Origin of the sequence: Bradyrhizobium genosp. P (genome assembly GCF_049949265.1) — a bacterium.
GTDB lineage: Bacteria > Pseudomonadota > Alphaproteobacteria > Rhizobiales > Xanthobacteraceae > Bradyrhizobium.
In genome coordinates this window covers 4,896,669-4,918,713 of the sequence record NZ_CP188195.1, presented here as the reverse complement: position 1 = coordinate 4,918,713, position 22,045 = coordinate 4,896,669, and the positions used below count along the sequence as shown (strand labels likewise).

Here is a 22,045-nt window from a genome sequence, read left to right as displayed (position 1 = left end):
GCTAGCCGTCCGTCGGCGTGTTGGTCGATTTGGCTGTCACCTCGAGCAGCCCGCGCGCCTCAAGCTCGTCGCGGACCAGTCGCTTCGGCACCTTGCCGTAGCCGGACTTCGGCAGCGCCTCCCAGAAAAAGAAGCGCTTCGGCATCTTGTAGCGCGGGACCTTGGCCGCGAGATACGCAGCAAGCTCGGCCTCGCGGACCGGCTCCGTGCCTTCGCAGGCGACGCAGACGGCGATGCCGACCTCGCCCCAGAACGGATCGGGCACGCCGAGAACTGCGACCTCGCCGACCGCGGGATGGGTGAGAATCTTCTCCTCGATCTCGCGCGGATAGATGTTGGAGCCGCCCGAAATGTACATGTCGGAGGCGCGGCCGGTGATGTAGACAAAGCCCTCCTCGTCGAGATGGCCGAGATCGCCGGTGCGGAACCAGCCGTCGCGAAACGCCTTCGCGTTGGCCTCCGGGTTGTCGTAATAGCCGGCGAACACGCCGGGACCGATCACACAGATCTCGCCGGTCTCGAGCGGTTTCAGCTCGCGCCCGTCGTCGCCCTGGATCGAGACCTGCATGCCGGTGCGCTCGAAGCCGCAGGTGCCGATCCGCGCATGCGGGCCATCCTCGGGATCGTGCAGGCCGGGCGGCAGCACGGTGATGTTGCCAGTGACCTCGCCGAGCCCGAAATACTGCACCAGCACGCCGCCGAGTTTCTTCAACGCCGCCTTCTGGTCCTCGCGATACATCGGCGCGCCGGCATAGATGATGTAGCGCAGCGAGGAATGGTCGTGCTTGTCGGCCGCGGGATGCTCGACCATCATCTTCAGGATGGTCGGCACCGTGAACATGTTGCTGACGCGGTATCTCGCGATCAGCCGGAATGCCTCCGCGATGTCGAACTTCTCCGACGGCAGCAGGATCGTCGGCACGCCGCGCGCGGTCTGCACCAGCTGGTGGACGCCGGCACCGTGCGACAGCGGCGCCACCACCAGCGAGGCGTCCTGCTCGGTGGTGCCGGGAATCAGATCGGCGAGATGGTTGGTGATCACGAAGGCCATCTGACCGTGGGTCAGCACCGCGGCCTTGGAGCGGCCGGTGGTGCCGGAGGTGAAGAAGAACCAGCAGGGATCGTCGTAGTCGACGGCCGTGTTTGGGACACCGGCGCCGGAATGTTTGGCGATGACGTCGCCAACTGTCGCCTCGCCGAAGGTGCCCTCCTCGCCGATCCGCCAGGTGAATTCGAGTGCGGGATTGGCCGCGGCCTTGGCATGGTCAGGGAAGTCGCCATGGCAGAGAAACGCCTTGGCACCGGAGGCCGCCGCGAGATAGGCGACCTCGTCCGGCATCAGACGGAAATTGGTCGGCACCCAGACCGCCCCAAGCCGGAAGGCCGCGAACATCGACCAGAACATCTCATCGCAGTTCTTGGAATGGACCAGGATGCGGTCGCCCTTGACGATGCCGCGCGCGGCCAGCGCCGCCGCCAGCGCCGAAACGTTCTGGTCGATATGACGCCAGGACCAGACCTTCTCGGCCCAGATGAAGCCGGGACGATCGCCGTGACGGCGGGCGTTCTGGGTCAAGATATAAGCGAGGTTCATCACCCGGCGCGACATCCGCGCGATCCCGCCGCGCGGCGCAGTGGTGGCCCCCTCGCTCATCGCCGTCCCGCCGATACGCGCAACACACTGGGCATGGTCAGGACGGTCATCACATGTTTCCTTGGTCAGAACCGGGCGTCTTCAAGCGCCGCAAAGGGGATCGTGCGACCCGGTTTATCGCCAAGCCGCAGGCTCCCGCAAGGCCTGCCTGATGCCGGCCGCGGTAAACCGCCCCTGCACGGAGCAAAGCTACTGCGAATGCTTGGCGAGCTCCTGCTCGCTCAGGTTCCAGTCCTGCCAGAGCTGCAACGCACCGACGACGACAACGAGCGCGCCGAGCGCGATGTGCCAGAGCTGCAGCATTTGGTCAGCGGAATAGCCGAGGACGAAGGGCGATGCGATCAGCCAGAGCCCAAGCAGGATGCTCGCCACCTCCTGCCAGCGGTGCAGCGCGACATATTCGAGCTGGGCGAGGCCCAACACTAGCATGCCGACCACGAAGCTGTTGAGGATCAGGTGGCTGCGTTCGAGATCGACGACGTCGCTCACCTGGATCGGAAACCAGGGCGAGACCATGATCAGCAGGCCGAGCAGCATGCCGAACCAATCCTCCCAGGGGCGGTGCGTGTTGAAGAAACGATTGTCCGACATGCTGGTCCTCCTCCCAAGCAGAGGCATACGTCGGCCGCCGGCAGCCACACTCCGTATCAGACGACCGTCCGGCCGCAGCGGGGGCGTATGTCCGGGATCAAGGTTAGTCGAACCGTATCGGGCTGCAAGGCCCTGTGTGTGCGATGCAGTGACGGCGGCGGCGCGGTCGCGATCGAGAGGCCCGGCATCAGGACGGTGCCGTTAGCGCACGCCCGTCCCCTTGCAACGCTGGCACTTCACCACCTTGTCACCCTTCTTCAAAAGGCCCTTGCCCTCGCAATTCTTGCATTTCTGCTTTTTCTTGATGTTGGGGCCTTTTTCATTGGACATGCTTTCCTCCAGGCGATGTTGCCGCTGGGTTCACCATGGGGCAGGCACGCATTCCCGTCTAGAAGCACCGCACCTGATACAGATGAACGACGACATCAAGGGCGCCAGCGACGGCGAACCTTGGTCGATCCGCGGCATGCTCACGGAGTTCGCGAAAAACGGGATCGTCTGGAGACCTTTTTGCTAGCGCGACGCCCCGATGCGCGCCAGCGCCTCTTGCGCGGTCTGCAAATCGGGGTGCAGCTCGAGCGCCTTGCGGAAATCAGCCGCTGCGCCCTGCTTGTCGCCGAGCTGCATCTTGGCCAGGCCGCGGTTGCTCCAGGAATAGGCGTCGCTCGGGTCGTATTGCAGCGCTTTGTCGTAATCGGCGACGCCGCCCTTGGCATCGTCCTGATAGAGGCGGATCAGGCCGCGGTTGCGCCAGCCACGCGGGTCCGTCGGCGCGATCCTCGCCGCCTCGCCATAGTCGGCAGCGGCGCGGTCAAGCTGCTTGATATCACGGTAGACGTTGCCGCGGTTGATATAAGCGAGCGCATTGGGCTGGAGCTCAATTTCCGTCGTGTAGTCGGCGATCGCATGGTCCGTGTCGCGCTTGCGAAAATAGACGAAGCCGCGATTGCCGTAGGCGGTCGCAAGCTTCGGATCGTACTTGATCGCGAGATCGAAGTCGGCCAGCGCATGGTCGAGATCGCCCTTGTTGAGCCAAGCGTCGCCGCGATTATTGTACGCGAGCGCGTAGGTCGGATCGACGCGAATGGCCTCGTCGTAATCGGCCATCGCATGATCCAGATCTCGCTTGAAGGCGTAGACGCGACCGCGATTGCTGTAGGCGCAGGCGTAAGGTGGATGCTGATTTGCGGGTTGGTCGCGGCTTTGCACCGGCCGGTTCACGCGCTTACATCGGGGAAACTGAATCAACCGGGATATTGCGATGGCTGCCGTCCGCGACAACAAGGCTCAACACCGCTTCGAACTCGACACCGAGGGCGGCATGGCCTTTGCGAATTACCGGCTGACACCGTCGGCTGTCATCATCACCCATACCGAAACACCGCCGGCCCTGCGCGGCCGTGGCGTCGCATCGGAGCTGGTCAAGGGAGCGCTGGAGCTGATCCGCGCCGACGGCCACAGGGTGATCGCCGGCTGCGGATTCGTGGTGGACTACCTGGACAAGCATCCGGAATACGCGGATCTGGCGGGGTAGACTCTTGTTTTGACGCGTTTTCTTCACGCGAACCGGTATCCACTTCGCTCGAAAACGCTCTATCGCCCTGCCCGTCAGACGATCCGGATCGACATGTCGGGCAGGCCGTCGAGCTTGCAGAGCAGTACGTCGCCCTTGACGACCGGTCCGACATTTTCCGGCGTACCGGAATAGATGATGTCGCCGGCCTTGAGCTCGAACGCCTCGGACAGTTTGGCAATCTGCTCAGCAACGCTCCAAATCATGCTCTTCAGGTCCGAGCTCTGCCGCACCGTGCCGTTGACCGTGAGCGAGATCGCGCCCTTGGTGAAGTGACCGGTCTTGCTTGCCGGATGGATCGGCCCAAGTACCGCGGCGTGGTCAAAACTCTTGCCGATCTCCCACGGCTTCTTCTCGGCGGCCATGCCGTTCTGCAAATCGCGCCGCGTCATGTCGAGACCGAGCGTGTAGCCGTAGACGTGATCGAGCGCCGTCTCGGGCGGGATGTTGGTGCCGCCGGACTTCAGCGCTGCCACCAGCTCGACCTCGTGGTGATAGTTCTTGGTCAGCGACGGATACGGATGATCGGCGACCGTGCCGACGGCGACATTCTGGATGGCGTCGGTCGGTTTCTGGAAGAAGAACGGCGGCTCTCGGGTCGGATCGGAGCCGCGTTCGATCGCATGCGCTGCGTAGTTGCGGCCGATGCAGTAGATACGGCGGACCTGGAACACCTCGGTCTCGCCGACGATCGGGATCGTCGTCGCCGGCACCGGAAACATCGCCTTCGGCGCGGGCTGCGCCTCTGCCGGCGCGGAATGCGCGACCGCGCCGGCGAATGTCAGGGCGCCGGTCGCCAGTATCGTCCGACGATCGAGATCGGTCATGGGCGTTCTCCTCATTATTTGCCGCTCTATAGAGGGGCACCGGCGCATAAAAAAGGGCCCGCGCCGACGCGGACCCTCATCATTTCGACGGATGTTTTATCAGTGCTTGATATCAGCCGGCAGCTTGCCACCATTGGCGGCGAGCTTGGCCATCACCTGCTTGTGCAGCCAGATGTTCATGCTGGCGGAATCACTGGTGTCGCCGGTGTAGCCGAGCTCATGGGCGAGCTCCTTGCGCGCGGAGAGGCTGGAATCGATGTCGAGCGCCTTCATCAGGTCGACGATCGAGGTCCGCCACTCCAACTTCTCCTTCTTGGCGGCGACGGCCGCGTCGAGGATGGGAGCAACGTCAACGGTCTGTCCGGGCGCCGCAGCCGGCGCGGCGGCGGGAGACGACGATGCGCTGGCGGAGGACGATCCGCCGGCGGCAGCTGTGCTCGTGGCCGCTCCGCCTGCAGACGTAGCGCTGGCGCTGCCGCCGAAGATCGCGCTCATGATTTTTCCGAAAATACTCATCGTTCGCTCCCACAGGACTTGAGAAGATGTGAAGGCCAGACGGCGCTGGGACGCCTGACCGCGGTCGCGGTTCAAGTGTATAGCTCCCTCCATACCTTGCCAATGCGACATTCACCTAAGCGTGAGTGCTTTCGGTGCGGTTTGAGAGTACCTTGGCCGTTCAGTTCGCGACACGGCCGGTTCCCTGCTCTGTCTTTCGCGTCTGGCCTGATCGTGATCGCTTCAAGAAACGGCACGTTTGTGCCCGAACGCCGGGCGCAAAAAAATGCGGCCGTCCAGAGGGAGACAACGACCATGGCCACTCCATATCAAGGCAATGTCACATCGAGGACTCAGAGCGGAGGCGGCGCCGCGTCTGCGCCCATTATCCGCACCATCGGCCTGTCCGACTTGCACCAAGCGCTGCGTCTCGGCTGGGAAGACTTCAAGGCGGTGCCAAGCCACGCCATCATCCTGTGCGTGATTTATCCCGTGCTCGGCCTCGTGCTCGCACGCACGGTGCACGGCTATTCCGTGCTGCCCCTGCTGTTTCCGTTGGCCGCGGGCTTTGCCCTGCTCGGCCCGTTTGCCGCACTCGGCCTCTACGAGTTGAGCCGTCGCCGCGAGAACGGCGAGGAAGCTTCCGCATGGGATGCCATGGAGGTGTTCCGCTCGCCGTCCTTCGGCGCGATGCTCGGGGTCGGCACTCTCTTGTTCGCGCTGTTCGTGACCTGGATCGCCACGGCTCAAGCGATCTACACCGCGGTGTTCGGCTACGAGACCGCCGCCAACATTCCCGATTTCGCAGAGCGCATCCTGAGCACCCAGCAAGGCGTGTGGCTGATCCTGGTTGGCTGCGGCGTCGGCTTCCTGTTCGCGCTCGTGGCGCTTTGCATCAGCGTGGTCGCCTTCCCGATGATGCTCGACCGCCAGGCCGGTGCCGGAGAGGCGATGGTGACGTCGATGCGCGTGGTTGCACAGAATCCGGTGCCGATGGCGGCATGGGGCCTCATCGTGGCGGGGCTGCTCTTGCTGGGAACGATTCCGTTCTTCCTCGGGCTTGCGGTCGTGATCCCCTTACTGGGCCACGCCACCTGGCATCTCTATCGCGAGGTCATCGTCAAGGACCCCAATGCGCAGCCGTTCATTCCACAACCGCGCGTCCGCAAGCCTGCCGCCGATTTCCCGGCCAACCTGTTCCCGTGGCGGCGTAGCGATCGCGAGTGAATATCGGTCGCGATTGAGCAAGTTCAAATCCAAGAGCACCGCCGGCCGATCCTCGGCCGGCGGTTTGCCGTTCCGGTGGTCCGGTCCGCCAGTCAAAGTCGATGCGCAAAGCCGATGTGAATCGCGCGGCATTTGCTATGCTTCAGCGATCGACGTCACGGACACCAGCCTTGTTTTGGCCGCTGTTGCCACGAACATACCGGCCGGGTTCCGCGACCAATGTCGATGACATCGCGGGCTCCGGAGTGAACGGCCATATGACTTCTCGCTTTACCTATCGCACCCTCATCCTCGGCGCGTGGCTGCTGGCATCGACGGCGCCGGCGCTGGCCGCCCCTTGCGGCACGGGGACATTCGAGGCCTGGCTCGATGATTTCAAGAAGGAGGCCGCCGCCAAGGGCATTTCGCAAAACGCGATCCAGGCCGGCCTCAATGGCGTCACCCAGGACAAGGCTATCCTTGCGCGCGACCACTCGCAGCAGGTCTTCAGCCAGACCTTCGAGCAGTTCTCGGGCCGCATGGTGCCGCCGCGCATGACTCGCGGCTCGAACATGATGAAGCAATACGGCTCGGTGCTGTCGCGGATCGAGGAAGCCTACGGCGTACCGGGAGAAATCCTCGTTGCGATCTGGGGGCTGGAGACCGATTTCGGCGTCAACACCGGCAAGTTTCCGACCATGCGGTCGCTGGCAACGCTGGCCTATGACTGCCGCCGCTCCGACATGTTCAAGGCCGAGATGATGGATGCGCTGCGCATCATCGAGCGCGGCGATCTCGCGCCGCAGGAGATGCGTGGTGCCTGGGCCGGCGAGATCGGCCAGACCCAGTTCATGCCGTCGTCCTACATCAAGTTCGCAGTCGACTTCGACGGCAATGGCAAACGCGATCTGCTGCACAACGTGCCCGACGTACTGGCCTCGACCGCAAATTTCTTGAAAAGCTATGGCTGGAAGCCAGGCAAGGATTGGGGGCCCGGCAGCGAGAACTTTGCGGTGATCCAGCAGTGGAACAAGAGCGAGGTCTACGCGAAAACCATCGGCTATTTCGCCACGCAGCTCGCCCACGCGCCATAAGCAAAACAAAGGGCCGATCGCCCCAGGCGACCGGCCCCTATCGCCATGAACAATGGCTTACTTGGCCACGCTTTCCTGCGCAGCTTTGCTGAGGTGTGCACCACAGGCGCCCCACTTGCCGTTCAGCATCGCGTCCTGAGCAAGAGAGATTTCCTTCTCCGCCGCAAATTTGACTTCAGTGTCAGGCATAGCTTCCACTGCGGCCTCGGTCTTGCCGAGGTTGGGGCCGCTGCAGCCGACGCCCATATGGGCTGCCTGTACGGGAACGGCGGAGTAAGCAACGGCAGCCATTGCAGCTGCGCCGATCAATGTTTTGATCATGGAATTTTCCATCTTTTATTCTTGAACAGAAACCCGCGTGATTGCGGAATCTGCGACGCAATTATTCGCTGTTCCTCTCGGCGTTCGGAATGAAATTCGCGCGATGCGAATGTGATGAGCGCTGCGCGCAATTCGCGCATGCGTTACGTCGCTTTTTCATTACGCGTTGGTAAGGAATCCGATCGCATCGATGTACATGCTGCAATGCACTTCGGTTCAGCGGAGATTGGTTCGTAGTTGCAGCATCAAACAATGCACCCTGGGCGATAGGTCATCTCGACAAGGCAACACGCCGGGAGATGCCGGCTCGACCATATGACGCATCGCTCTCCACGATCACGCGGGTGACGCTCGACCGCCCCGGCAGCCGAGAGGCGACGCTGCGTCTGTCAATGGCTTGATCAGGATCGCGCCCTTCGCCCAGCTCCAGCATGTGGGCTCGTTGGAATCGAATCAGCCGCCATGTATTGAATATAATTTCATTGTTAGAATAAGGTTTGCATGTGAATTGCGCATGGAGGCCGGTCGTAGCTGGTGCAGCGCAGCGTAACATTCGGCCCTTGATCTCCCGGTTTCCAATTACCATTTCGGAGCCAGAAGAGCGTCAGGCCATTTTTGCATTAAGCTGATGATTATGCGGACTTTGTTGCCGCATTCCGGCAACGGTTAGACCCACGCCGCGCGCCGTCCGAGGTGCGCGCCAAAAGGTTAATCAAAACTTACTCAGTCATGCGTTTTGAGATTAGCTGCACCGCAACATCGGAACTACTGCACTGCGGTATATCATCTATATTCACTTCAACGATGAGGCTCTTGGAAGAGCTGAATCGGAACTGCTAGGAGACTACCAATGCTGCTCTCGCTCATCCGCATGATCCAGGCCTTCCGGGACTATCAGCGCAACGTCAGCGAATTGTCCCAGCTCAGCGATCGCGAACTGGCCGATATTGGCCTCGATCGCTCGGACATTCCGCGCGTTGCAGCCGGCACCTACAACGGCTGATCGCTCGTCGGCCATCTGATCGACGGATAACGCCCGCTCCTCACAGCGGGCGTTATCGTTTCCGGCTCAGTTTCAGATGCATACGGCATCAAAACGCGCTAACGCTGCGCGATGACACCTCATATTTCCTCCTCCCAACCCGTGCACATCGTGGGCGCGGGTCTCGCCGGCTCGGAAGCCGCCTGGCAACTCGCCAATTCCGGCATCCGCGTCGTCCTGCACGAGATGCGCCCGGTTCGGATGACGGAAGCGCACCGCACCGAGGCCTGCGCCGAGCTGGTCTGCTCGAACTCGTTTCGCTCTGACGACGCCGCTAACAACGCTGTTGGTCTGCTGCACGCCGAAATGCGGCGCCTGGGCTCGCTGATCATGCGCTCGGCCGATGCCAACCAGGTGCCTGCCGGCGGCGCGCTGGCGGTCGACCGCGACGGCTTCTCCGCCGCCGTCACCAAGACGCTGAACGACCATCCGCTGATCGAGATCAGCCGCGAGGAAATCGCCGGCCTGCCGCCGGCCGATTGGCCGAACGTGATCGTCGCGACCGGCCCCCTCACCTCGGCGCCGCTGGCGGATGCGATCCGGCAACTGACCGATGAGAACGCGCTGGCGTTCTTCGACGCGATCGCGCCGATCGTGCATCGGGATTCCATCGACATGTCGGTGGCCTGGTTTCAGTCGCGCTACGATAAGGTCGGCCCCGGCGGCACAGGCGCCGACTACATCAATTGTCCGATGACCAAGGAGCAGTATGACGGCTTCGTCGCCGCGCTGCTCGACGGCGAAAAGGTCGACTTCAAGGAGTGGGAGACCAACACGCCCTATTTCGACGGCTGCCTGCCGGTCGAGGTGATGGCCGAGCGCGGCCCGGAGACGCTGCGGCACGGACCGATGAAGCCGGTCGGGCTGACCAACCCGCACAATCCGACCGTGAAGCCTTATGCGATCGTTCAGCTCCGCCAGGACAACAAGCTCGGCACGCTCTACAACATCGTCGGCTTCCAGACAAAGCTGAAGCATGGCGCCCAGCAGCGCGTGTTCCGTACCATCCCGGGCCTCGAGAAGGCGGAATTCGCGCGCCTCGGCGGCCTGCATCGCAACACCTTCCTGAATTCACCGAAGCTGCTCGACACCCAATTGCGCCTGCGCGCGCAACCGCGGCTGCGCTTCGCCGGGCAGATGACCGGCTGCGAGGGCTATGTCGAATCGGCCAGCATCGGGCTGCTCGCGGGGCTCTGCGCCGCCGCGGATGCGCGCGATTTGTCCCTGACGCTGCCGCCGGCCACGACCGCGCTGGGCGCCCTGCTCGGCCACATCACCGGCGGTCACATCGAGACGATCGAGGCCGGCCCGCGCTCGTTTCAGCCGATGAACATCAATTTCGGCCTGTTCCCGCCGCTCGCCAATCCGCCGACCAAGAAACCGGACGGCTCGCGGCTGCGCGGCAACGAGAAGACCATTGCCAGGAGGCAGGCGATCAGCGCGCGGGCGCTCGCCGATCTCGACCACTGGATCGCAGATCACCTGCGCGTTGCAGCGGCGGCCTGAGTCCCATGAGCCTGCCGAAAGACGACGCTGCCACGCTCTCGGCGCGATGGAGCCAGGGCGTCCTGCTCAAGCGCGACGTGTTCTCGACCGTCGAACGCGGCCGCTTCCGCGGCGATGATGGCGTGGTCGACGGCGTCCTGCGCCGGCTTGATCAAGTGCCGTTCTGGTCGTTCGCTCTGGCGCTGCACCTGTTCTCGCGCGAGCGCCACGCGCTGACGCTGGCGCGCGATCTCGACGTCGGCCCGAAGCTATTATGGGCCGGCAGGCGAGCGCTGGTGCGCGGCTTCATCGACGGCGCCGCGCTGCATCTGGCCAGGCCGCATGGCGACGTCGCCTATTTTCGCTCGGCCAAGACAGCGCTGCGCAAGCTGCATCGCGCCGGCATCTGCCACAACGATCTGGCCAAGGAACAGAACTGGCTGGTCGGCCGCGACGGCCGGGCCTATCTGACCGACTTCCAACTCGCCGCCTGCTTCAAGCGCCGAAGCCGACTGTTCCGCATCGCGGCCTATGAGGATCTGCGCCATCTGCTGAAACACAAGCGCAGCTATGCGCCCGACGCGCTGACGCCGAAAGAGCGCAAGGTCCTCGCCAAGAAGTCGGCGGTCGCCAGCATCTGGCTCAAGACCGGCAAGAAGGTCTACCAGGCGATCACGCGGGGCATCTTCAATTTCACCGACCGGGAAGGCGGCGGCCGACGGCTGGTCAACGACGCCCCGGTGCTGATCGATCTGATCCGCAGGAACCCTGATGTGCGCGACACCGCGATCGTCGCCTTTGCGGACCGTCGTGTCGGTGTCGGGCTTTACGCCTTTGTCGAGGCCGACCAGGCCGAACTGGAGAAGACGCTGCGCAACGAGCTTTCCGTAGCCAAAGGCGTCAAGCCGCCCGAACACATCCAGGTGGTGCACGCCTTGCCGCGCGATGCGGCCGGCAAGCCACGCACCGAAATCCTGCAGCTCGTCGCCATGAATCAGATCGACCTGATCGAGCCGATGATGCGCAGCGATGCGGACCGCGAATTCCTCAAGGACATTCTGGAACAGCGCAAGAATCTGCGCGATCGCTTCAATTTCGAAGTGGCCGAGATGGACCACGTGTCACGCTAGAACGAAGACGTCACGGCACTCGACAAACGTGCCTCGAGGCTTCAATCTCGTGATGGGGAGCGCGCTCAAGGGACTCGTTTGATGCCACTGACTCGTGGCCGTATCGGGGGATACGATTCCGAACGGATGGCGTTCGGGTTCACCATGCTGTACGGCGATCAGACGGTCGAATGCCAGATCAGCGATGCCGCGATGGACGAATTGGCCGGCACGCGGGGAACACCGAGCATTGCACGCCAGGGGCAGTTCGTCGCGTTGCGCGACGTCATCGAGGCGATCGCATCCGACCTCTTTGACAGCGGCCCGGTGGTCAAGGGTGCGACGATCCGGATCTTCACCAAGCACATTCCGAAGCGGCAGGGCTAGATTAGCCGCCGAACTGCTTCGCCCGCGAGGCGCGCCACAACGTCCACAAGATGCGTAGACGCGAGGCCGGTTTCGGAAGGAACGGATCGAGGTCGGCTCGCGCCATCAGGTTCAGTTCGCGCCTGACATGGGCGAGCGGCAGAAAGATCGGTCTCACCTCGGGCGGGACGTCCGCAAGCAGCGTGACGGCTGTCTGGAGATGCTCCTTCGCCTCACCCATCAGTTGATCGACGGCGGCGCGGATATTGGGCGTCTGCTTGCCGGCAAACACCTCTTCGGTGCTGCTGCCGTGCTGCTGGAGGAGTTGTAGCGGCAGAAAGAGCTGTTGCCGCGAGGCATCCCGTCCCAGGGTCGCGATCACCCGCATCATCCCCTGCGCGAGGCCGGCATGTCGCGCCAGATGCTCGATCTCCTCCGACGGCCGCACCACCACCCGCGCGGCAAGCGAGAACAGCGCCGCATCCGTGTCGGTGAGGTAGCCCTCGAGCGCGGCCATCGACGGCATCGGATCATTGTAGAGATCGAACTGGTGTTCCTCGATCACGCGCGACAGCGCCTCCACCGGCAGGCGGTGCTTGCGGATCGACTGCAACAGTTCGGCCGCGACCGGATTGCCTTCGACGCCGCCGTGGCCGGCCCCGGCCAGCATGTCGGTCCACCATTGCAGCCGCAACTCGCCGGGCAGTGGCTGGCTCACCTGCTCATGGACCCGCGATATCTCGACGTTGAAGGCATAGATCGACAGCAGCGCGCGGCGTTCCGGGCCGGGCATAAACAGGGTCGACGCATAGCGCACGAAATCATGGGTCCGCACCAGATCGGCACAGAAGGCCGCGCTGTCCTTCGACGCCTCGATGGTGCTCATGGCACCGCGATCAACGCGGCCGCCACGCGCCGCCGCTCGCCCAGCATGACGTTATAGGTCCGGATCGCAGGACCGGTCTGCATGGGATCCAGCACCACCCTCACCGCCCGCAAAGCCTCGCGCAGTGCTTTCGGTGGCACCCAGACCTCGGTGCCGGTGCCGACGATCAGCGTATCGATCGCATTGGCAGCCGCGAACACGCGTTCCAGTGAGTATCGGTCGATCTCCTGCGGATTCGTCACCGGCCAGGCCCAGATCGCGTCCGGCAGGCACAGCAGCGAGCCGCGATGCGACATATCGGCAAACGCGAAGCCTCCCTTGCCGTAGGCTTCGATCGGCGCCGACCTCGGAAGATGTGGAGCGTCCGAGGGATTGGGCATGTCGACTACTTCTTCTTGGCTGCCGCGTTCCGCTTCTTCTCCGGCTCCTCCGGAGCATCGCCCCGGACTGAGCCGACGCCGAGATAGATCAGGATCGGCGCAGCGATGAAGATCGAGGTGTAGGTGCCGACCAGCACCACGCCGAACATCATCACCGCGGTAAAGCTGTGGATCGCGTTGCCACCGAACAGCAACAGCGCGAGTAGCGCGAGGGTCACGGTGACGTGGGTGATGATCGAGCGCGACAGTGTCGAATTGATCGATTCGTTCAGGAGCTCCGGCATCGGCATCTTCTTGTAGCGCCGCAACATTTCTCGAATACGGTCATAGATGACGACGGTGTCGTTGAGCGAATAGCCGAGAATCGTCAGCAAGGCCGCGATGCTGGTGAGGTCGAAATCGACCTGCGAAATCGACATGAAGCCGATGGTCAGCACGATGTCGTGGACGTTGGCGATCATGGCGCCGAGCGCGAACTGCCATTCGAAGCGGAACCAGAGGTAGATCAGGATGCTAACGATCGCGAGCATCAGCCCAAGCATGCCGTAGGCAAGCAGCTCGCCGGAGACGCGCGGACCTACCACTTCGACGCGGCGGTAGTCGACGGAATCGCCGAGTGCGCCGCGGACCTTCTGCACCGCCTCCTGCTGCGCGGCGTCGCCGCCGGGCTGTTCGGCAACGCGGATCAGAACTTCGGACGGACCGCCGAACTGCTGCAACTGGACCTCGCCGAGGCCGAGACTACTCAAGGTCCCGCGCATTGCGGCGATGTCGGCATCGCCGGACTTGGCCCGTACTTCCATGAGCGTACCGCCCTTGAAGTCGATGCCGAAATTCAGGCCGTGGGTGAAGAACAGCGTGATCGCGGCGATCGAGAGCAGCGCCGAGATCGGGAAGCTGATCCGGCGAAAGCGCGTGAAGTCGAAATGCGTAACGTCGGGCACGATGCGCAGCGACGGCAGCAGGCCGAATACGGCGACCACGGTCAGCACGGCAATCAGGATGCCAAGGCCGATGAGAACGAGATGAGTCACAATGGGCCTCTCAGATCGGCACGGTTTGCGGCCGCTTCCAGCGCACCCACCCGGCGACGATCAGGCGTGTCAAGGTGAAGGCGGTGAACACCGTGGTGATGATGCCGATGCCGAGCGTCACGGCGAAGCCGCGCACCGGTCCGGTGCCGATATAGAACAGCACTGCGGCAGCGATGAAGGTGGTGATGTTGGAGTCGAGGATGGTCGCCAGCGCCCGCTTGAAGCCGGCGTCGATCGCCGAGATCGCGTTGCGCCCGCCGCGCAATTCCTCGCGGATGCGCTCATAGATCAGCACGTTGGAGTCGACCGCGATGCCGACGGTGAGCACGATGCCGGCGATACCGGGCAGCGTCAGCGTCGCGTTGAGCAACGACAGCAGGCCGAAGATCATGGCGACGTTGATGGCAACCGCGATGTTGGCGAACACGCCGAACAGGCGATAGGTCAGGAGCATGAACACGATGACCAGGATCGAGCCGACATAGGCCGCAAGCTCGCCCTTCTCGATCGAGTCTTGCCCCAGGCCCGGACCAACCGTCCGCTCCTCGATGACTGTCAGCGGCGCCGGCAGCGCGCCGGCGCGCATCAGGATCGCCAGGTCGTTGGCCGACTGCACATTAAAGCTGCCGGAGATCTGGCCCGAGCCGGCCGTGATCGGTTCGCGGATCACCGGCGCGGAAATCACCTCATTGTCGAGCACGATCGCAAACGGCTGGCCGACATTCTCCGATGTCGCCTGGGCGAACTTGCGCGCCCCCGACGAGTTGAACTGGAAGCTGACGATCGCCTCACCCGTGCGTTGGTCGAATCCGGGTTGCGCGTTGGACAGCTCTCCGCCGGAGACCAGGACCTGCTTCTTGACGATGTAGGGAATCTTCGGCGACGACGCGCTCATCAACCGCTCGGAATCCGGCGGTACCGGGCCTTGCAGGACCTGATCCGGCGGCACCGATGTGTCGACCATCCGGAATTCCATCTTTGCGGTCTTGCCGAGCAACTCCTTCAGGCGCGTCGGATCCTGCAGTCCCGGCACCTGCACCAGAATGCGATCAGTGCCCTGACGCTGGATCACCGGCTCGACGGTGCCAAGCTGGTTGACGCGCTTCTCCACGATCTGGATCGATTGCTCGATGGTCTGGCGGATACGCTCGGTGATCGCGGCCTGCGGCACGGCGAGGCGGATAACGCCGCCGCCGGCGTCGGAGACCTCGAGGCTGCGCTGGCCGCTCGAGCCAAGCAGCCCGCCGAGCGGCTGCGACAGTTCGCGAAGCTTCGCAAGCGCGTTCGCCTGTTCGGTGTCCCTGGAGATCCGCACCTCAACCGCGTCATTGCGCACGTTGAGGCCGGTGTAGCCGATCTTGGCTTCGCGCAGCACCCGCCGTACATCGTCGCGGACCTGGTCGAGCTTCTCCTTCTTGACATAGTTGGAGTCGACCTCGAGCAGCAGATACGAGCCGCCCTGCAGGTCGAGGCCAAGTACGAGGCGCCGCTGCGCCCAGGCGGGCCAGGTCTTGACCTGCGCTTCCGGGAAGAAGTTCGGAACGGCGCACAGGCAGACCACCAGCGCCGTCAGAACGATCGCCAGCGCCTTCCACCGTGTGAAATACAACATCGAGTTACCCGTCAGATTCCAATAAGGGCGGCGTGGCGATCAGCTCGCCGACGCCTCGTCCTTGGCATCGCCCTTCGCCGGCTCGCCCTTGGCGCGCACGCCCGAAATCATCTGCCGCATCTGCCGCACGCGGACGCCGTCCGAGATCTCGAACTCGATCTGGTCGTCGTCGACCACCTTGGTAACCTTGCCGACGAGACCGCCCGTGGTGACCACCGTGTCACCGCGGCGGATGTTTTTTACGAGCTCGGAGTGGTCCTTCACCTTCTTCTGCTGCGGCCGCAGAATCAGGAAGTACATGATGACGAAGATCAGCGCGAACGGCAGCAACGACATCAACATGCTGTTGGTGTCGCTGCCGCCTCCAGCAGCCTGGGCAAACGCAGGAGTAATCAGCATTCGGACAATCCTCGAGTAAGACGGGGAAGAACCGGCAGTGCCTGGGTGGCCCCTCAGGCGGTATGGCGGTCCGGGCAAATTCGCGCGGACTATAGCGGCCGCGGTCCCAATTGCAACGTTAACAGCCCCTCATTTAGGGCGCTTGCGAGAGGAGCGCCAGCCCGATAAGCCTGCGCCGTCAGGAACTGGAAAAATGCCGAAAAAAGCCAAGAAAACAGTCGAGAAAACAACCAGCAAAACTACCTCCAAGGCTACCTCCAAGGCTACCTTCAAGGCCGCCGCCAAGAGGCCAACCAACGCCGCGACAAAACGCCCGGCAAAGGCGCTCGACGGCGCGACCGCCGAGCGGATTGCCGCCGCACTCGAAACCATTGCCGGCCACCTCGCAGCCGCCTCCCCGATCCCGAATTCCGCCGAATTGTTCGGCGCAGCCGACGCCTTTGTCTGGCATCCGGATGGGCGTCTCGCCCCCGTGCCGCGCGTCAGCCGCGTCGAGATCGGCCTGCTCAAGGGCGTCGACCGGATGCGCGACATCCTGATGGAGAATACCGAGCGCTTCGCCAACGGCCTTCCCGCCAACAACGCGCTATTGTGGGGCGCGCGCGGCATGGGCAAGTCGTCGCTGGTGAAGGCCGCGCATGCCAGCCTCAACGCCAACCGAAAACCCGCCGACCGGCTGAAGCTGATCGAGATCCACCGCGAGGACATCGAGAGCCTGCCCGGCTTGATGGAGCTTTTGCGCAGCTCCTCATTCCGCTTCATCGTGTTCTGCGACGACCTCTCCTTCGACGGCAACGATGCCTCCTACAAATCGCTGAAGGCGGTGCTGGAGGGTGGCATCGAGGGCCGTCCCGACAACGTTATCCTCTACGCGACGTCGAATCGGCGGCACCTGCTGGCGCGCGAGATGATCGAGAACGAACGTTCGACCGCGATCAATCCAGGCGAAGCAGTCGAGGAGAAGGTCTCGCTGTCGGACCGCTTCGGCCTTTGGCTCGGCTTCCATCGCTGCAGCCAGGACGAGTACCTCGCGATGGTGAAGGGCTATTGCGACCATTTCGGCATTACGCTTGCCGAGGATGCGCTCGAGCGCGAGGCGCTGGAATGGTCGACCACCCGCGGCTCGCGCTCCGGCCGGGTCGCCTGGCAATTCACGCAGGAGCTGGCGGGGCGGCTCGGCGTGCGGCTGGACGGGAAGTAGCCCGACGCGCTTCCGAGCCCACAATTGTCATCCTCCGCGAAAGCAGAGGATCCAGTACGCCGCGGCGTCTCGGCTCAAACGAAGGTCTCTGGAATACTGGATCGCCCGGACAAGACAACAAGCCGGGCGATGACAGTCTTCAGCAATGGTGTCGATTCCGCTCGGCTCACGCGCCGTTGAGGAACTGCAACGGATCCTGCGGCGACGAGCCCTTGCGGATCTCGAAGTGGAGCTGTGGCGAACTGACCTCGCCGGACTGACCCGACTTGGCGATCACCTGGCCACGCTTGATGGTGTCGCCACGCTTCACCAACAGCTCGCTCGCATGCGCATAGGCCGTGACATAGCCATTGGGATGGCGAACCAGAACGAGGTTGCCGTAACCTTTCAGCTCGTTGCCCGAATAGGCGACAACGCCGTCTTCGGCAGCTTTGACCGGCGTGCCCTCGGGCACCGCGACATTGATGCCGTCATTGACCTTGCCGTTGGTCTTGGAACCGTAGGCGGTGATGACCTTGCCGCGCACCGGCCAGCGGAAGGTCGGCAGCCCGCTTGTCGTTTCCGCTGCCTTGGGCGCCGGCGTCTCTGCGGCGGCGACCGGCTGTTCGACACTCGCGGTCGGCTGGACCAGACGCGCGCTCTGCTGCGGTTGCGCGCTGGCAACCACTTTCGACGCAGCCGCGACCGGCGCGGGCACCATAGCAACAGCTTGCGCGACGGGCGCCGCAGGTGCAGCTGCCGCGGTCTTTGCACCGGGCACCCTGAGCTTCATGCCGGGGCTGAGCCGGGCCGACAGATCGAGGTTGTTGGCATGCGCCAGTTCGGCCGCCGAGATATGGTGCTGATGCGCGATGCTGTGCAGCGTGTCACCTCGGTTGACGTAGTGGACGCCGGGAGGCGTGACGGCCGCCACGGCAACCGGCCTGGCGACCGGCGGAGCCGCAGCGGGTACGGCAGCCGCCGTTGCCATCGGATGCGGAATGATCAGCTGCTGACCCGGCGAGAGCGCGCGCGGCCCCTTGTAGCCGTTGGCGTGCAGGATCTCGGCGGTCGACACGTTGTAGCGCCTGGAAATTATCTCCAGCGTATCGCTGGTGCCCACGATGATGGTGGTACCGCTGCGGGCAGCGGCGACCGAATGCGGAACGGTGCCGGTGGATTCGAGCTGCGGACGCGCCGGCGGCGGAGCGTAGGATGCAAGCCCGCGCCCTCCTCCGGACATGCCGCTACCGGCGACCGGATAGGATTGCGGCGCCGACACCGGCGGCGGCAACGGCTGCGATTGATACTGCGGATACTGCGAATATTGCTGCTGCGGCCGCGCATATTGCGGTAGCTCACGACGTTCCTGCGGCTGCTGCACCGCACCGGTCGGCTGCGGATCAAGCGCGAAAGGATTCTGCGAGTAGGAGTTTTGGGAGAAGCGCGACGACATGTCGGCGCTGCAGCCGGCAAAGGCAAAAGACATCAGCGCCAGCACCGCCACTTGCGGCACGCGACGCGAGCGAAGCAACTCGACAATACCTGACATGGTTACTCACTCGTACGCAACAAAAGACCGTTTTGAGTAAACACGTGTCGAGTAAATAAGCGCTTAACCCCTGCGAATAAGGCGTTGGCGGCAAGCGGCAATCCGCGATCCCAGAGCTTCGGTTCTGATTGAATCAGAATCGAAGCTCTAGGTTTATTGTTTTGACGCGTTTTCTTCACGCGAACCGGCGTCCACTTCGCTCGAAAACGCTCTAAAGCTCGCGCGCGATCCCCGGCAGTGCCGGCACGAAGCGCACATCGACCAGACCCTTGCGGTCGAATCCGCTCTCCGTCCTGACCACGCGGACGAGCGTCTGGATGCCCTGATGCGGCCCGACCGGCGCAATCAGGACTCCGCCGGGATCGAGCCGCCGCGTGAGCTTGTCCGGGATCTGCTCCATCGCCGCGGTGACGATGATGCGATCGAAATCGCCGGCACCGGCCGGCACGTCGTAGCCGTCCCCGAGCAGCACCTCGACGTTGAAATAGCCGAGATTTTCGAGCCGCTTGCGGGCGCTGTCGGCGAGCGTCCGGTAACGCTCGACGGTCAGCACCTGCTTGCACAGCCGGGACAGGATGGCGGCCTGATAGCCGGAGCCGGTACCGATCTCGAGCACCCGGTGGCCCTTTTGGAGCTGCAACTGCTCGGTCATGTAGGCGACGACGAAGGGCTGGCTGATGGTCTGCCCGCAAGCGATCGCCAGCGCACTGTCCCGATAGGCAAAGGCGCGGTCGTGCGCCTCGACGAAGACCTCGCGCGGCACCTCTTCCATGGTCCGCAACACGGCCTGGTCGCTGATCCCCCGCCGCCGCAGGGTGAGCTGAAACATCATTTTCTCGGGCGGATCCGGGTTCACAGCCGTGCTCATCAGCATCTCGAGGCAGTAAATGCAGGTTTCTCAGACAGCTTCATGCCACGCGATTTCGAAATGTCGCGTTAAGGAAAAATTTCCCGTCATTTCTGTTCCCGACTCGGAACCGAAGCCCGTGTTTCTTGTTGCCGCCTTGGCGACTGCCCCCCATATGACCGGCAGGGGCGGCGCGATCAAAGCCCAAGCATGACGCAAAGCCGCGGGGGCTCCCGCTGGCATCGAAACCGCTACCGGCCCTCGACCGTAATCGTGCTCAAAAGAGGCCAATGAGGCGATAGAACGATTCGCAGCCGCGCGCTTGGAAATGCGGCAATTCCCCAACGTTTGCGTTGCGCCTTTTGATGTTATTTGCAAGCTTGGTTCCGGGAAGGGCAAGGATTCTATCATGACAGCGATACGGCCGGCGGGCTGTTCAGTTTTCCTCGTGGAAGACGAGGTCATGATCCGGATGATGGTCGCCGACATGCTGGAAGAACTCGGCCACAGCGTCGCCGCCGAAGCCGGAGAAATCGGCGAAGCGGTCAAGCTCGCACAGTCCACCGATTTCGACCTCGCGATCCTCGACGTCAATGTCAACGGCAAGGTGATCACTCCGGTCGCCGAGCTGATCAACGCACGCAACCGCCCCTTCATTTTCGCGACCGGCTACGGCTCCTCCGGCCTGCCGCCGGAATATCGCGACCGCCCGGCGCTGCAGAAGCCGTTCCAACTGGAAACGCTGGCACAAGTGATTGCCAGCGTCATGAAGGGCGCACCGGTTTAGGTCATTTCGCAACCCGCCCGGATGGAGCGGAGCGAGATCCGGGCTACAAGGTCACTTCAGCGTTGTCGCCAGCGTCTCCGCGAACACCTCGTCGGTGCGGTCGAGCCGCAGCGGCGTCACCGAGACGTAGCGGGCGGCGAGCGCGGCGAGATCGGTGCCCTCCGCTGGCGTATCCAGCATCGCGGCGCGTTCGAAGCCGATCCAGAAATACGGATTGCCGCGACCGTCGTGCCGGCGGTCGATCTTGAGAAAGCCGAGATTGCGCTTGCCCTGCCGCGTGACCCGGATGCCCTTGACCTCGTCGGGCATGCAGGACGGGAAGTTGACGTTGACGACCGTGTTCTTCGGGATGCCGGCATCGAGCGCCTTGCGCAGGATGTCGGGGCCGAATTTCAGCGCGGTCTCCCACAGCGGCTTGTCGCGCGTCCCCAGGCTGAATTCCTGGGAGAGCGCGAACGATGGAAAGCCGAGGATCGTGCCTTCCAGCGCGCCGGCGATGGTACCTGAATAGACGACGTCTTCCGCGACGTTGCGGCCCTTGTTGACGCCGCTCAGCACGAGATCGGGCAGCTTCTCGCCGAGGATGTGGCGCGCGCCCATGATCACGCAGTCGGTCGGCGTGCCGCGCACCGCGAAATGCTGCGGACCGACTTCGCGCAGGCGCAGCGGATCGTTCAGCGACAGCGAATGCGAGACGCCGGATTGGTCGAGTTCAGGCGCGACGATCCAGACGTCATCCGACAAGGCCCGCGCAATCTCCTCGATGACCTTGAGGCCAGGTGCGTTGATGCCGTCATCATTGGTGCAGAGAATTCGCATCCGTCAACGTGCCTTTTGTTCTGATTCGACGCGGTTTTCTTGACCCTCACGCCGTCTTAACCGGCTAGGGGCGCGGAGGCAAACCCGGCAGATTCCTGTGCCAGCGCGTCAATTTCGCGCGCCAGGGGCGGACGAACATGGCGCGGCCGGCAATCTTGCAGTCGAATACCGGCCAGGTTGGCTTTGGTCGCTCTGCGGACGCCGGATCGGCAGGCCGTGCCGCAAGGACGGCTGGGGGTAACGGGGCCGGGTCTGATGGTGTTGGCTTGGCGGGCTCAGGTTCGGCCGGCGCGGGCTTGGGAAGTTCGGCTTTCGGCGGCTCGGGTTTGGGAGGTTCGATGTTAGGAGGTTCGGATTTGGGCAGCTCAGTGCGGACGTCTTCCGTTGGCTTCGCCGTCGGCGCGATCGGAGCCGATCTCGACTTAAGCTTCGCCAGCAGGTCCTCGAGCGCGGGTACTGATGGCGGCAGCTCGACGGTAGCTCTTTTCGCGAGCGAGGCGGCTGGGAGCGGCGGAGGTGCAACGGGCGCAAAAGGCAATGCTTCTCCGTCGGGCGCAACATCGGAAAACCTCGCCCGCGCCACTTCGAGCGCCTTGTCGAAGTCCGGCCGGTCGATCCACGCCTTGCCCTGCATCGACTGGACCAGGCCGGCTTCCCACAACCTGGAAACCTCAATGTCGTAGTAGCCCATCTGCTTCTGATTGATCAGTTGCAGCCCGTGCCCCGTGACGGCCCATTGGCGGCCAAGCCAGTGGATGTCACGGTGGAATGGCATCGCACTGGCCC

25 protein-coding genes and 1 pseudogene are annotated in these 22,045 nt (G+C 63.4%); 9 read left to right on the top strand and 17 right to left on the bottom strand.

Features of this window, described 5'->3' with window-relative positions; translation table 11 throughout:
- Position 1 precedes the first annotated feature (1 nt).
- The 5 genes and pseudogenes from ACP2YO_RS23820 to ACP2YO_RS23800 form a co-directional block, all read right to left on the bottom strand.
- The gene (locus tag ACP2YO_RS23820; RefSeq protein WP_426442994.1) at positions 2-1,654 is read right to left on the bottom strand and encodes an acyl-CoA synthetase; all 1,653 of its coding nucleotides are present in this window, start codon (positions 1,652-1,654) and stop codon (positions 2-4) included.
- A 189-nt stretch (positions 1,655-1,843) separates the two neighbouring features.
- The gene (locus ACP2YO_RS23815; protein WP_426442993.1) at positions 1,844-2,245 is read right to left on the bottom strand and encodes an SPW repeat protein; all 402 of its coding nucleotides are present in this window, start codon (positions 2,243-2,245) and stop codon (positions 1,844-1,846) included.
- 201 nt (positions 2,246-2,446) lie between these two features.
- The gene (locus tag ACP2YO_RS23810) at positions 2,447-2,575 is read right to left on the bottom strand and encodes a hypothetical protein (protein ID WP_426442992.1); all 129 of its coding nucleotides are present in this window, start codon (positions 2,573-2,575) and stop codon (positions 2,447-2,449) included.
- Positions 2,576-2,758: 183 nt separating this feature from the next.
- Positions 2,759-3,352, bottom strand: a complete 594-nt coding sequence (locus ACP2YO_RS23805; protein WP_426443298.1) for a tetratricopeptide repeat protein — start codon at positions 3,350-3,352, stop codon at positions 2,759-2,761.
- Positions 3,353-3,355: 3 nt separating this feature from the next.
- Positions 3,356-3,454: pseudogene (locus ACP2YO_RS23800) on the bottom strand (hypothetical protein); the annotation flags it as partial.
- Between the two features lie 52 nt (positions 3,455-3,506).
- Here ACP2YO_RS23800 and ACP2YO_RS23795 point away from each other — a divergent pair.
- Positions 3,507-3,779, top strand: coding sequence for a GNAT family N-acetyltransferase (locus ACP2YO_RS23795; RefSeq protein ID WP_426442991.1), 273 nt, complete (start codon positions 3,507-3,509; stop codon positions 3,777-3,779).
- A 74-nt stretch (positions 3,780-3,853) separates the two neighbouring features.
- Here ACP2YO_RS23795 and ACP2YO_RS23790 read toward each other — a convergent pair whose 3' ends face one another.
- Positions 3,854-4,645: a fumarylacetoacetate hydrolase family protein gene (locus ACP2YO_RS23790; RefSeq protein ID WP_426442990.1), complete on the bottom strand. Its 792-nt coding sequence runs from the start codon at positions 4,643-4,645 to the stop codon at positions 3,854-3,856.
- Between the two features lie 99 nt (positions 4,646-4,744).
- Positions 4,745-5,161, bottom strand: coding sequence for a DUF3597 domain-containing protein (locus ACP2YO_RS23785; protein WP_426442989.1), 417 nt, complete (start codon positions 5,159-5,161; stop codon positions 4,745-4,747).
- A 294-nt stretch (positions 5,162-5,455) separates the two neighbouring features.
- Between ACP2YO_RS23785 and ACP2YO_RS23780 the strand changes: the two genes are divergently transcribed.
- Positions 5,456-6,367, top strand: coding sequence for a DUF2189 domain-containing protein (locus ACP2YO_RS23780; RefSeq protein WP_426442988.1), 912 nt, complete (start codon positions 5,456-5,458; stop codon positions 6,365-6,367).
- A 257-nt stretch (positions 6,368-6,624) separates the two neighbouring features.
- Positions 6,625-7,440 carry a lytic murein transglycosylase gene (locus tag ACP2YO_RS23775; protein WP_426442987.1) on the top strand — a complete coding sequence of 272 codons (816 nt, stop codon included), beginning with the start codon at positions 6,625-6,627 and terminating at the stop codon, positions 7,438-7,440.
- Positions 7,441-7,497: 57 nt separating this feature from the next.
- Here the strand turns inward: ACP2YO_RS23775 and ACP2YO_RS23770 are convergent, their stop codons facing one another.
- Positions 7,498-7,761 (bottom strand): hypothetical protein, encoded by a 264-nt coding sequence (locus tag ACP2YO_RS23770; protein ID WP_426442986.1) that lies wholly within the window; start codon positions 7,759-7,761, stop codon positions 7,498-7,500.
- An 850-nt stretch (positions 7,762-8,611) separates the two neighbouring features.
- Here ACP2YO_RS23770 and ACP2YO_RS23765 point away from each other — a divergent pair.
- The 4 genes from ACP2YO_RS23765 to ACP2YO_RS23750 all read left to right on the top strand — a co-directional run bounded on the left by ACP2YO_RS23765 (position 8,612) and on the right by ACP2YO_RS23750 (position 11,784).
- On the top strand, positions 8,612-8,764 hold the full coding sequence (locus tag ACP2YO_RS23765; RefSeq protein ID WP_016846063.1) for a DUF1127 domain-containing protein: 153 nt from the start codon (positions 8,612-8,614) through the stop codon (positions 8,762-8,764).
- 111 nt (positions 8,765-8,875) lie between these two features.
- Entirely contained in the window at positions 8,876-10,309 is a 1,434-nt protein-coding gene (trmFO, locus tag ACP2YO_RS23760) for a methylenetetrahydrofolate--tRNA-(uracil(54)-C(5))-methyltransferase (FADH(2)-oxidizing) TrmFO (protein WP_426442985.1), read from the top strand.
- 5 nt (positions 10,310-10,314) lie between these two features.
- Complete coding sequence (locus tag ACP2YO_RS23755) at positions 10,315-11,418, top strand: serine/threonine protein kinase (RefSeq protein WP_426442984.1); 1,104 nt, start codon at positions 10,315-10,317, stop codon at positions 11,416-11,418.
- Between the two features lie 81 nt (positions 11,419-11,499).
- Positions 11,500-11,784 carry a DUF1488 family protein gene (locus ACP2YO_RS23750; protein WP_426442983.1) on the top strand — a complete coding sequence of 95 codons (285 nt, stop codon included), beginning with the start codon at positions 11,500-11,502 and terminating at the stop codon, positions 11,782-11,784.
- 1 nt (position 11,785) lies between these two features.
- Here ACP2YO_RS23750 and ACP2YO_RS23745 read toward each other — a convergent pair whose 3' ends face one another.
- Genes ACP2YO_RS23745 through yajC form a run of 5 tightly spaced genes read right to left on the bottom strand, consistent with a single transcriptional unit; the run spans position 11,786 to position 16,074 of the window.
- On the bottom strand, positions 11,786-12,649 hold the full coding sequence (locus ACP2YO_RS23745) for a phytoene/squalene synthase family protein (protein ID WP_426442982.1): 864 nt from the start codon (positions 12,647-12,649) through the stop codon (positions 11,786-11,788).
- Complete coding sequence (locus ACP2YO_RS23740) at positions 12,646-13,029, bottom strand: Mth938-like domain-containing protein (RefSeq protein ID WP_426442981.1); 384 nt, start codon at positions 13,027-13,029, stop codon at positions 12,646-12,648. The genes ACP2YO_RS23745 and ACP2YO_RS23740 overlap by 4 nt, the downstream gene beginning before the upstream one ends.
- A gap of 5 nt (positions 13,030-13,034) precedes the next feature.
- Positions 13,035-14,063 (bottom strand): protein translocase subunit SecF, encoded by a 1,029-nt coding sequence (gene secF / locus ACP2YO_RS23735; protein ID WP_426442980.1) that lies wholly within the window; start codon positions 14,061-14,063, stop codon positions 13,035-13,037.
- Between the two features lie 10 nt (positions 14,064-14,073).
- Entirely contained in the window at positions 14,074-15,675 is a 1,602-nt protein-coding gene (gene secD / locus ACP2YO_RS23730; protein ID WP_426442979.1) for a protein translocase subunit SecD, read from the bottom strand.
- 39 nt (positions 15,676-15,714) lie between these two features.
- Complete coding sequence (gene yajC / locus ACP2YO_RS23725) at positions 15,715-16,074, bottom strand: preprotein translocase subunit YajC (protein WP_426442978.1); 360 nt, start codon at positions 16,072-16,074, stop codon at positions 15,715-15,717.
- Between the two features lie 193 nt (positions 16,075-16,267).
- Here yajC and ACP2YO_RS23720 point away from each other — a divergent pair, with 193 nt between their 5' ends.
- The gene (locus ACP2YO_RS23720) at positions 16,268-17,275 is read left to right on the top strand and encodes an ATP-binding protein (protein ID WP_426442977.1); all 1,008 of its coding nucleotides are present in this window, start codon (positions 16,268-16,270) and stop codon (positions 17,273-17,275) included.
- A gap of 166 nt (positions 17,276-17,441) precedes the next feature.
- On the opposite strand, the gene ACP2YO_RS23715 is transcribed toward ACP2YO_RS23720, so the two are convergent.
- The gene (locus ACP2YO_RS23715) at positions 17,442-18,806 is read right to left on the bottom strand and encodes a peptidoglycan DD-metalloendopeptidase family protein (RefSeq protein ID WP_426442976.1); all 1,365 of its coding nucleotides are present in this window, start codon (positions 18,804-18,806) and stop codon (positions 17,442-17,444) included.
- A gap of 211 nt (positions 18,807-19,017) precedes the next feature.
- A complete protein-coding gene (locus ACP2YO_RS23710) occupies positions 19,018-19,674 on the bottom strand; it encodes a protein-L-isoaspartate(D-aspartate) O-methyltransferase (RefSeq protein WP_426442975.1) in 657 nt (218 codons plus the stop codon).
- A gap of 388 nt (positions 19,675-20,062) precedes the next feature.
- On the opposite strand from ACP2YO_RS23710, the gene ACP2YO_RS23705 reads away from it, so the two are divergent.
- Entirely contained in the window at positions 20,063-20,440 is a 378-nt protein-coding gene (locus tag ACP2YO_RS23705; RefSeq protein ID WP_426442974.1) for a response regulator, read from the top strand.
- Positions 20,441-20,491: 51 nt separating this feature from the next.
- Here ACP2YO_RS23705 and surE read toward each other — a convergent pair whose 3' ends face one another.
- A complete protein-coding gene (surE, locus tag ACP2YO_RS23700; protein WP_426442973.1) occupies positions 20,492-21,259 on the bottom strand; it encodes a 5'/3'-nucleotidase SurE in 768 nt (255 codons plus the stop codon).
- Positions 21,260-21,323: 64 nt separating this feature from the next.
- Positions 21,324-22,034 (bottom strand): hypothetical protein, encoded by a 711-nt coding sequence (locus tag ACP2YO_RS23695; RefSeq protein WP_426442972.1) that lies wholly within the window; start codon positions 22,032-22,034, stop codon positions 21,324-21,326.
- Positions 22,035-22,045 lie beyond the last annotated feature (11 nt).

Excerpts from the sequence above, each read along its gene's own strand:
- ACP2YO_RS23820 (WP_426442994.1), bottom strand. The coding sequence starts at position 1,654 with ATGAGCGAGGGGGCCACCACTGCGCCGCGCGGCGGGATCGCGCGGATG.
- ACP2YO_RS23815 (WP_426442993.1), bottom strand. The coding sequence starts at position 2,245 with ATGTCGGACAATCGTTTCTTCAACACGCACCGCCCCTGGGAGGATTGG.
- ACP2YO_RS23810 (WP_426442992.1), bottom strand. The coding sequence starts at position 2,575 with ATGTCCAATGAAAAAGGCCCCAACATCAAGAAAAAGCAGAAATGCAAG.
- ACP2YO_RS23805 (WP_426443298.1), bottom strand. The coding sequence starts at position 3,352 with ATGGCCGATTACGACGAGGCCATTCGCGTCGATCCGACCTACGCGCTC.
- ACP2YO_RS23795 (WP_426442991.1), top strand. The coding sequence starts at position 3,507 with ATGGCTGCCGTCCGCGACAACAAGGCTCAACACCGCTTCGAACTCGAC.
- ACP2YO_RS23790 (WP_426442990.1), bottom strand. The coding sequence starts at position 4,645 with ATGACCGATCTCGATCGTCGGACGATACTGGCGACCGGCGCCCTGACA.
- ACP2YO_RS23785 (WP_426442989.1), bottom strand. The coding sequence starts at position 5,161 with ATGAGTATTTTCGGAAAAATCATGAGCGCGATCTTCGGCGGCAGCGCC.
- ACP2YO_RS23780 (WP_426442988.1), top strand. The coding sequence starts at position 5,456 with ATGGCCACTCCATATCAAGGCAATGTCACATCGAGGACTCAGAGCGGA.
- ACP2YO_RS23775 (WP_426442987.1), top strand. The coding sequence starts at position 6,625 with ATGACTTCTCGCTTTACCTATCGCACCCTCATCCTCGGCGCGTGGCTG.
- ACP2YO_RS23770 (WP_426442986.1), bottom strand. The coding sequence starts at position 7,761 with ATGATCAAAACATTGATCGGCGCAGCTGCAATGGCTGCCGTTGCTTAC.
- ACP2YO_RS23765 (WP_016846063.1), top strand. The coding sequence starts at position 8,612 with ATGCTGCTCTCGCTCATCCGCATGATCCAGGCCTTCCGGGACTATCAG.
- trmFO (WP_426442985.1), top strand. The coding sequence starts at position 8,876 with ATGACACCTCATATTTCCTCCTCCCAACCCGTGCACATCGTGGGCGCG.
- ACP2YO_RS23755 (WP_426442984.1), top strand. The coding sequence starts at position 10,315 with ATGAGCCTGCCGAAAGACGACGCTGCCACGCTCTCGGCGCGATGGAGC.
- ACP2YO_RS23750 (WP_426442983.1), top strand. The coding sequence starts at position 11,500 with ATGCCACTGACTCGTGGCCGTATCGGGGGATACGATTCCGAACGGATG.
- ACP2YO_RS23745 (WP_426442982.1), bottom strand. The coding sequence starts at position 12,649 with ATGAGCACCATCGAGGCGTCGAAGGACAGCGCGGCCTTCTGTGCCGAT.
- ACP2YO_RS23740 (WP_426442981.1), bottom strand. The coding sequence starts at position 13,029 with ATGCCCAATCCCTCGGACGCTCCACATCTTCCGAGGTCGGCGCCGATC.
- secD (WP_426442979.1), bottom strand. The coding sequence starts at position 15,675 with ATGTTGTATTTCACACGGTGGAAGGCGCTGGCGATCGTTCTGACGGCG.
- yajC (WP_426442978.1), bottom strand. The coding sequence starts at position 16,074 with ATGCTGATTACTCCTGCGTTTGCCCAGGCTGCTGGAGGCGGCAGCGAC.
- ACP2YO_RS23720 (WP_426442977.1), top strand. The coding sequence starts at position 16,268 with ATGCCGAAAAAAGCCAAGAAAACAGTCGAGAAAACAACCAGCAAAACT.
- ACP2YO_RS23715 (WP_426442976.1), bottom strand. The coding sequence starts at position 18,806 with ATGTCAGGTATTGTCGAGTTGCTTCGCTCGCGTCGCGTGCCGCAAGTG.
- ACP2YO_RS23710 (WP_426442975.1), bottom strand. The coding sequence starts at position 19,674 with ATGAGCACGGCTGTGAACCCGGATCCGCCCGAGAAAATGATGTTTCAG.
- ACP2YO_RS23705 (WP_426442974.1), top strand. The coding sequence starts at position 20,063 with ATGACAGCGATACGGCCGGCGGGCTGTTCAGTTTTCCTCGTGGAAGAC.
- surE (WP_426442973.1), bottom strand. The coding sequence starts at position 21,259 with ATGCGAATTCTCTGCACCAATGATGACGGCATCAACGCACCTGGCCTC.
- ACP2YO_RS23695 (WP_426442972.1), bottom strand. The coding sequence starts at position 22,034 with ATGCCATTCCACCGTGACATCCACTGGCTTGGCCGCCAATGGGCCGTC.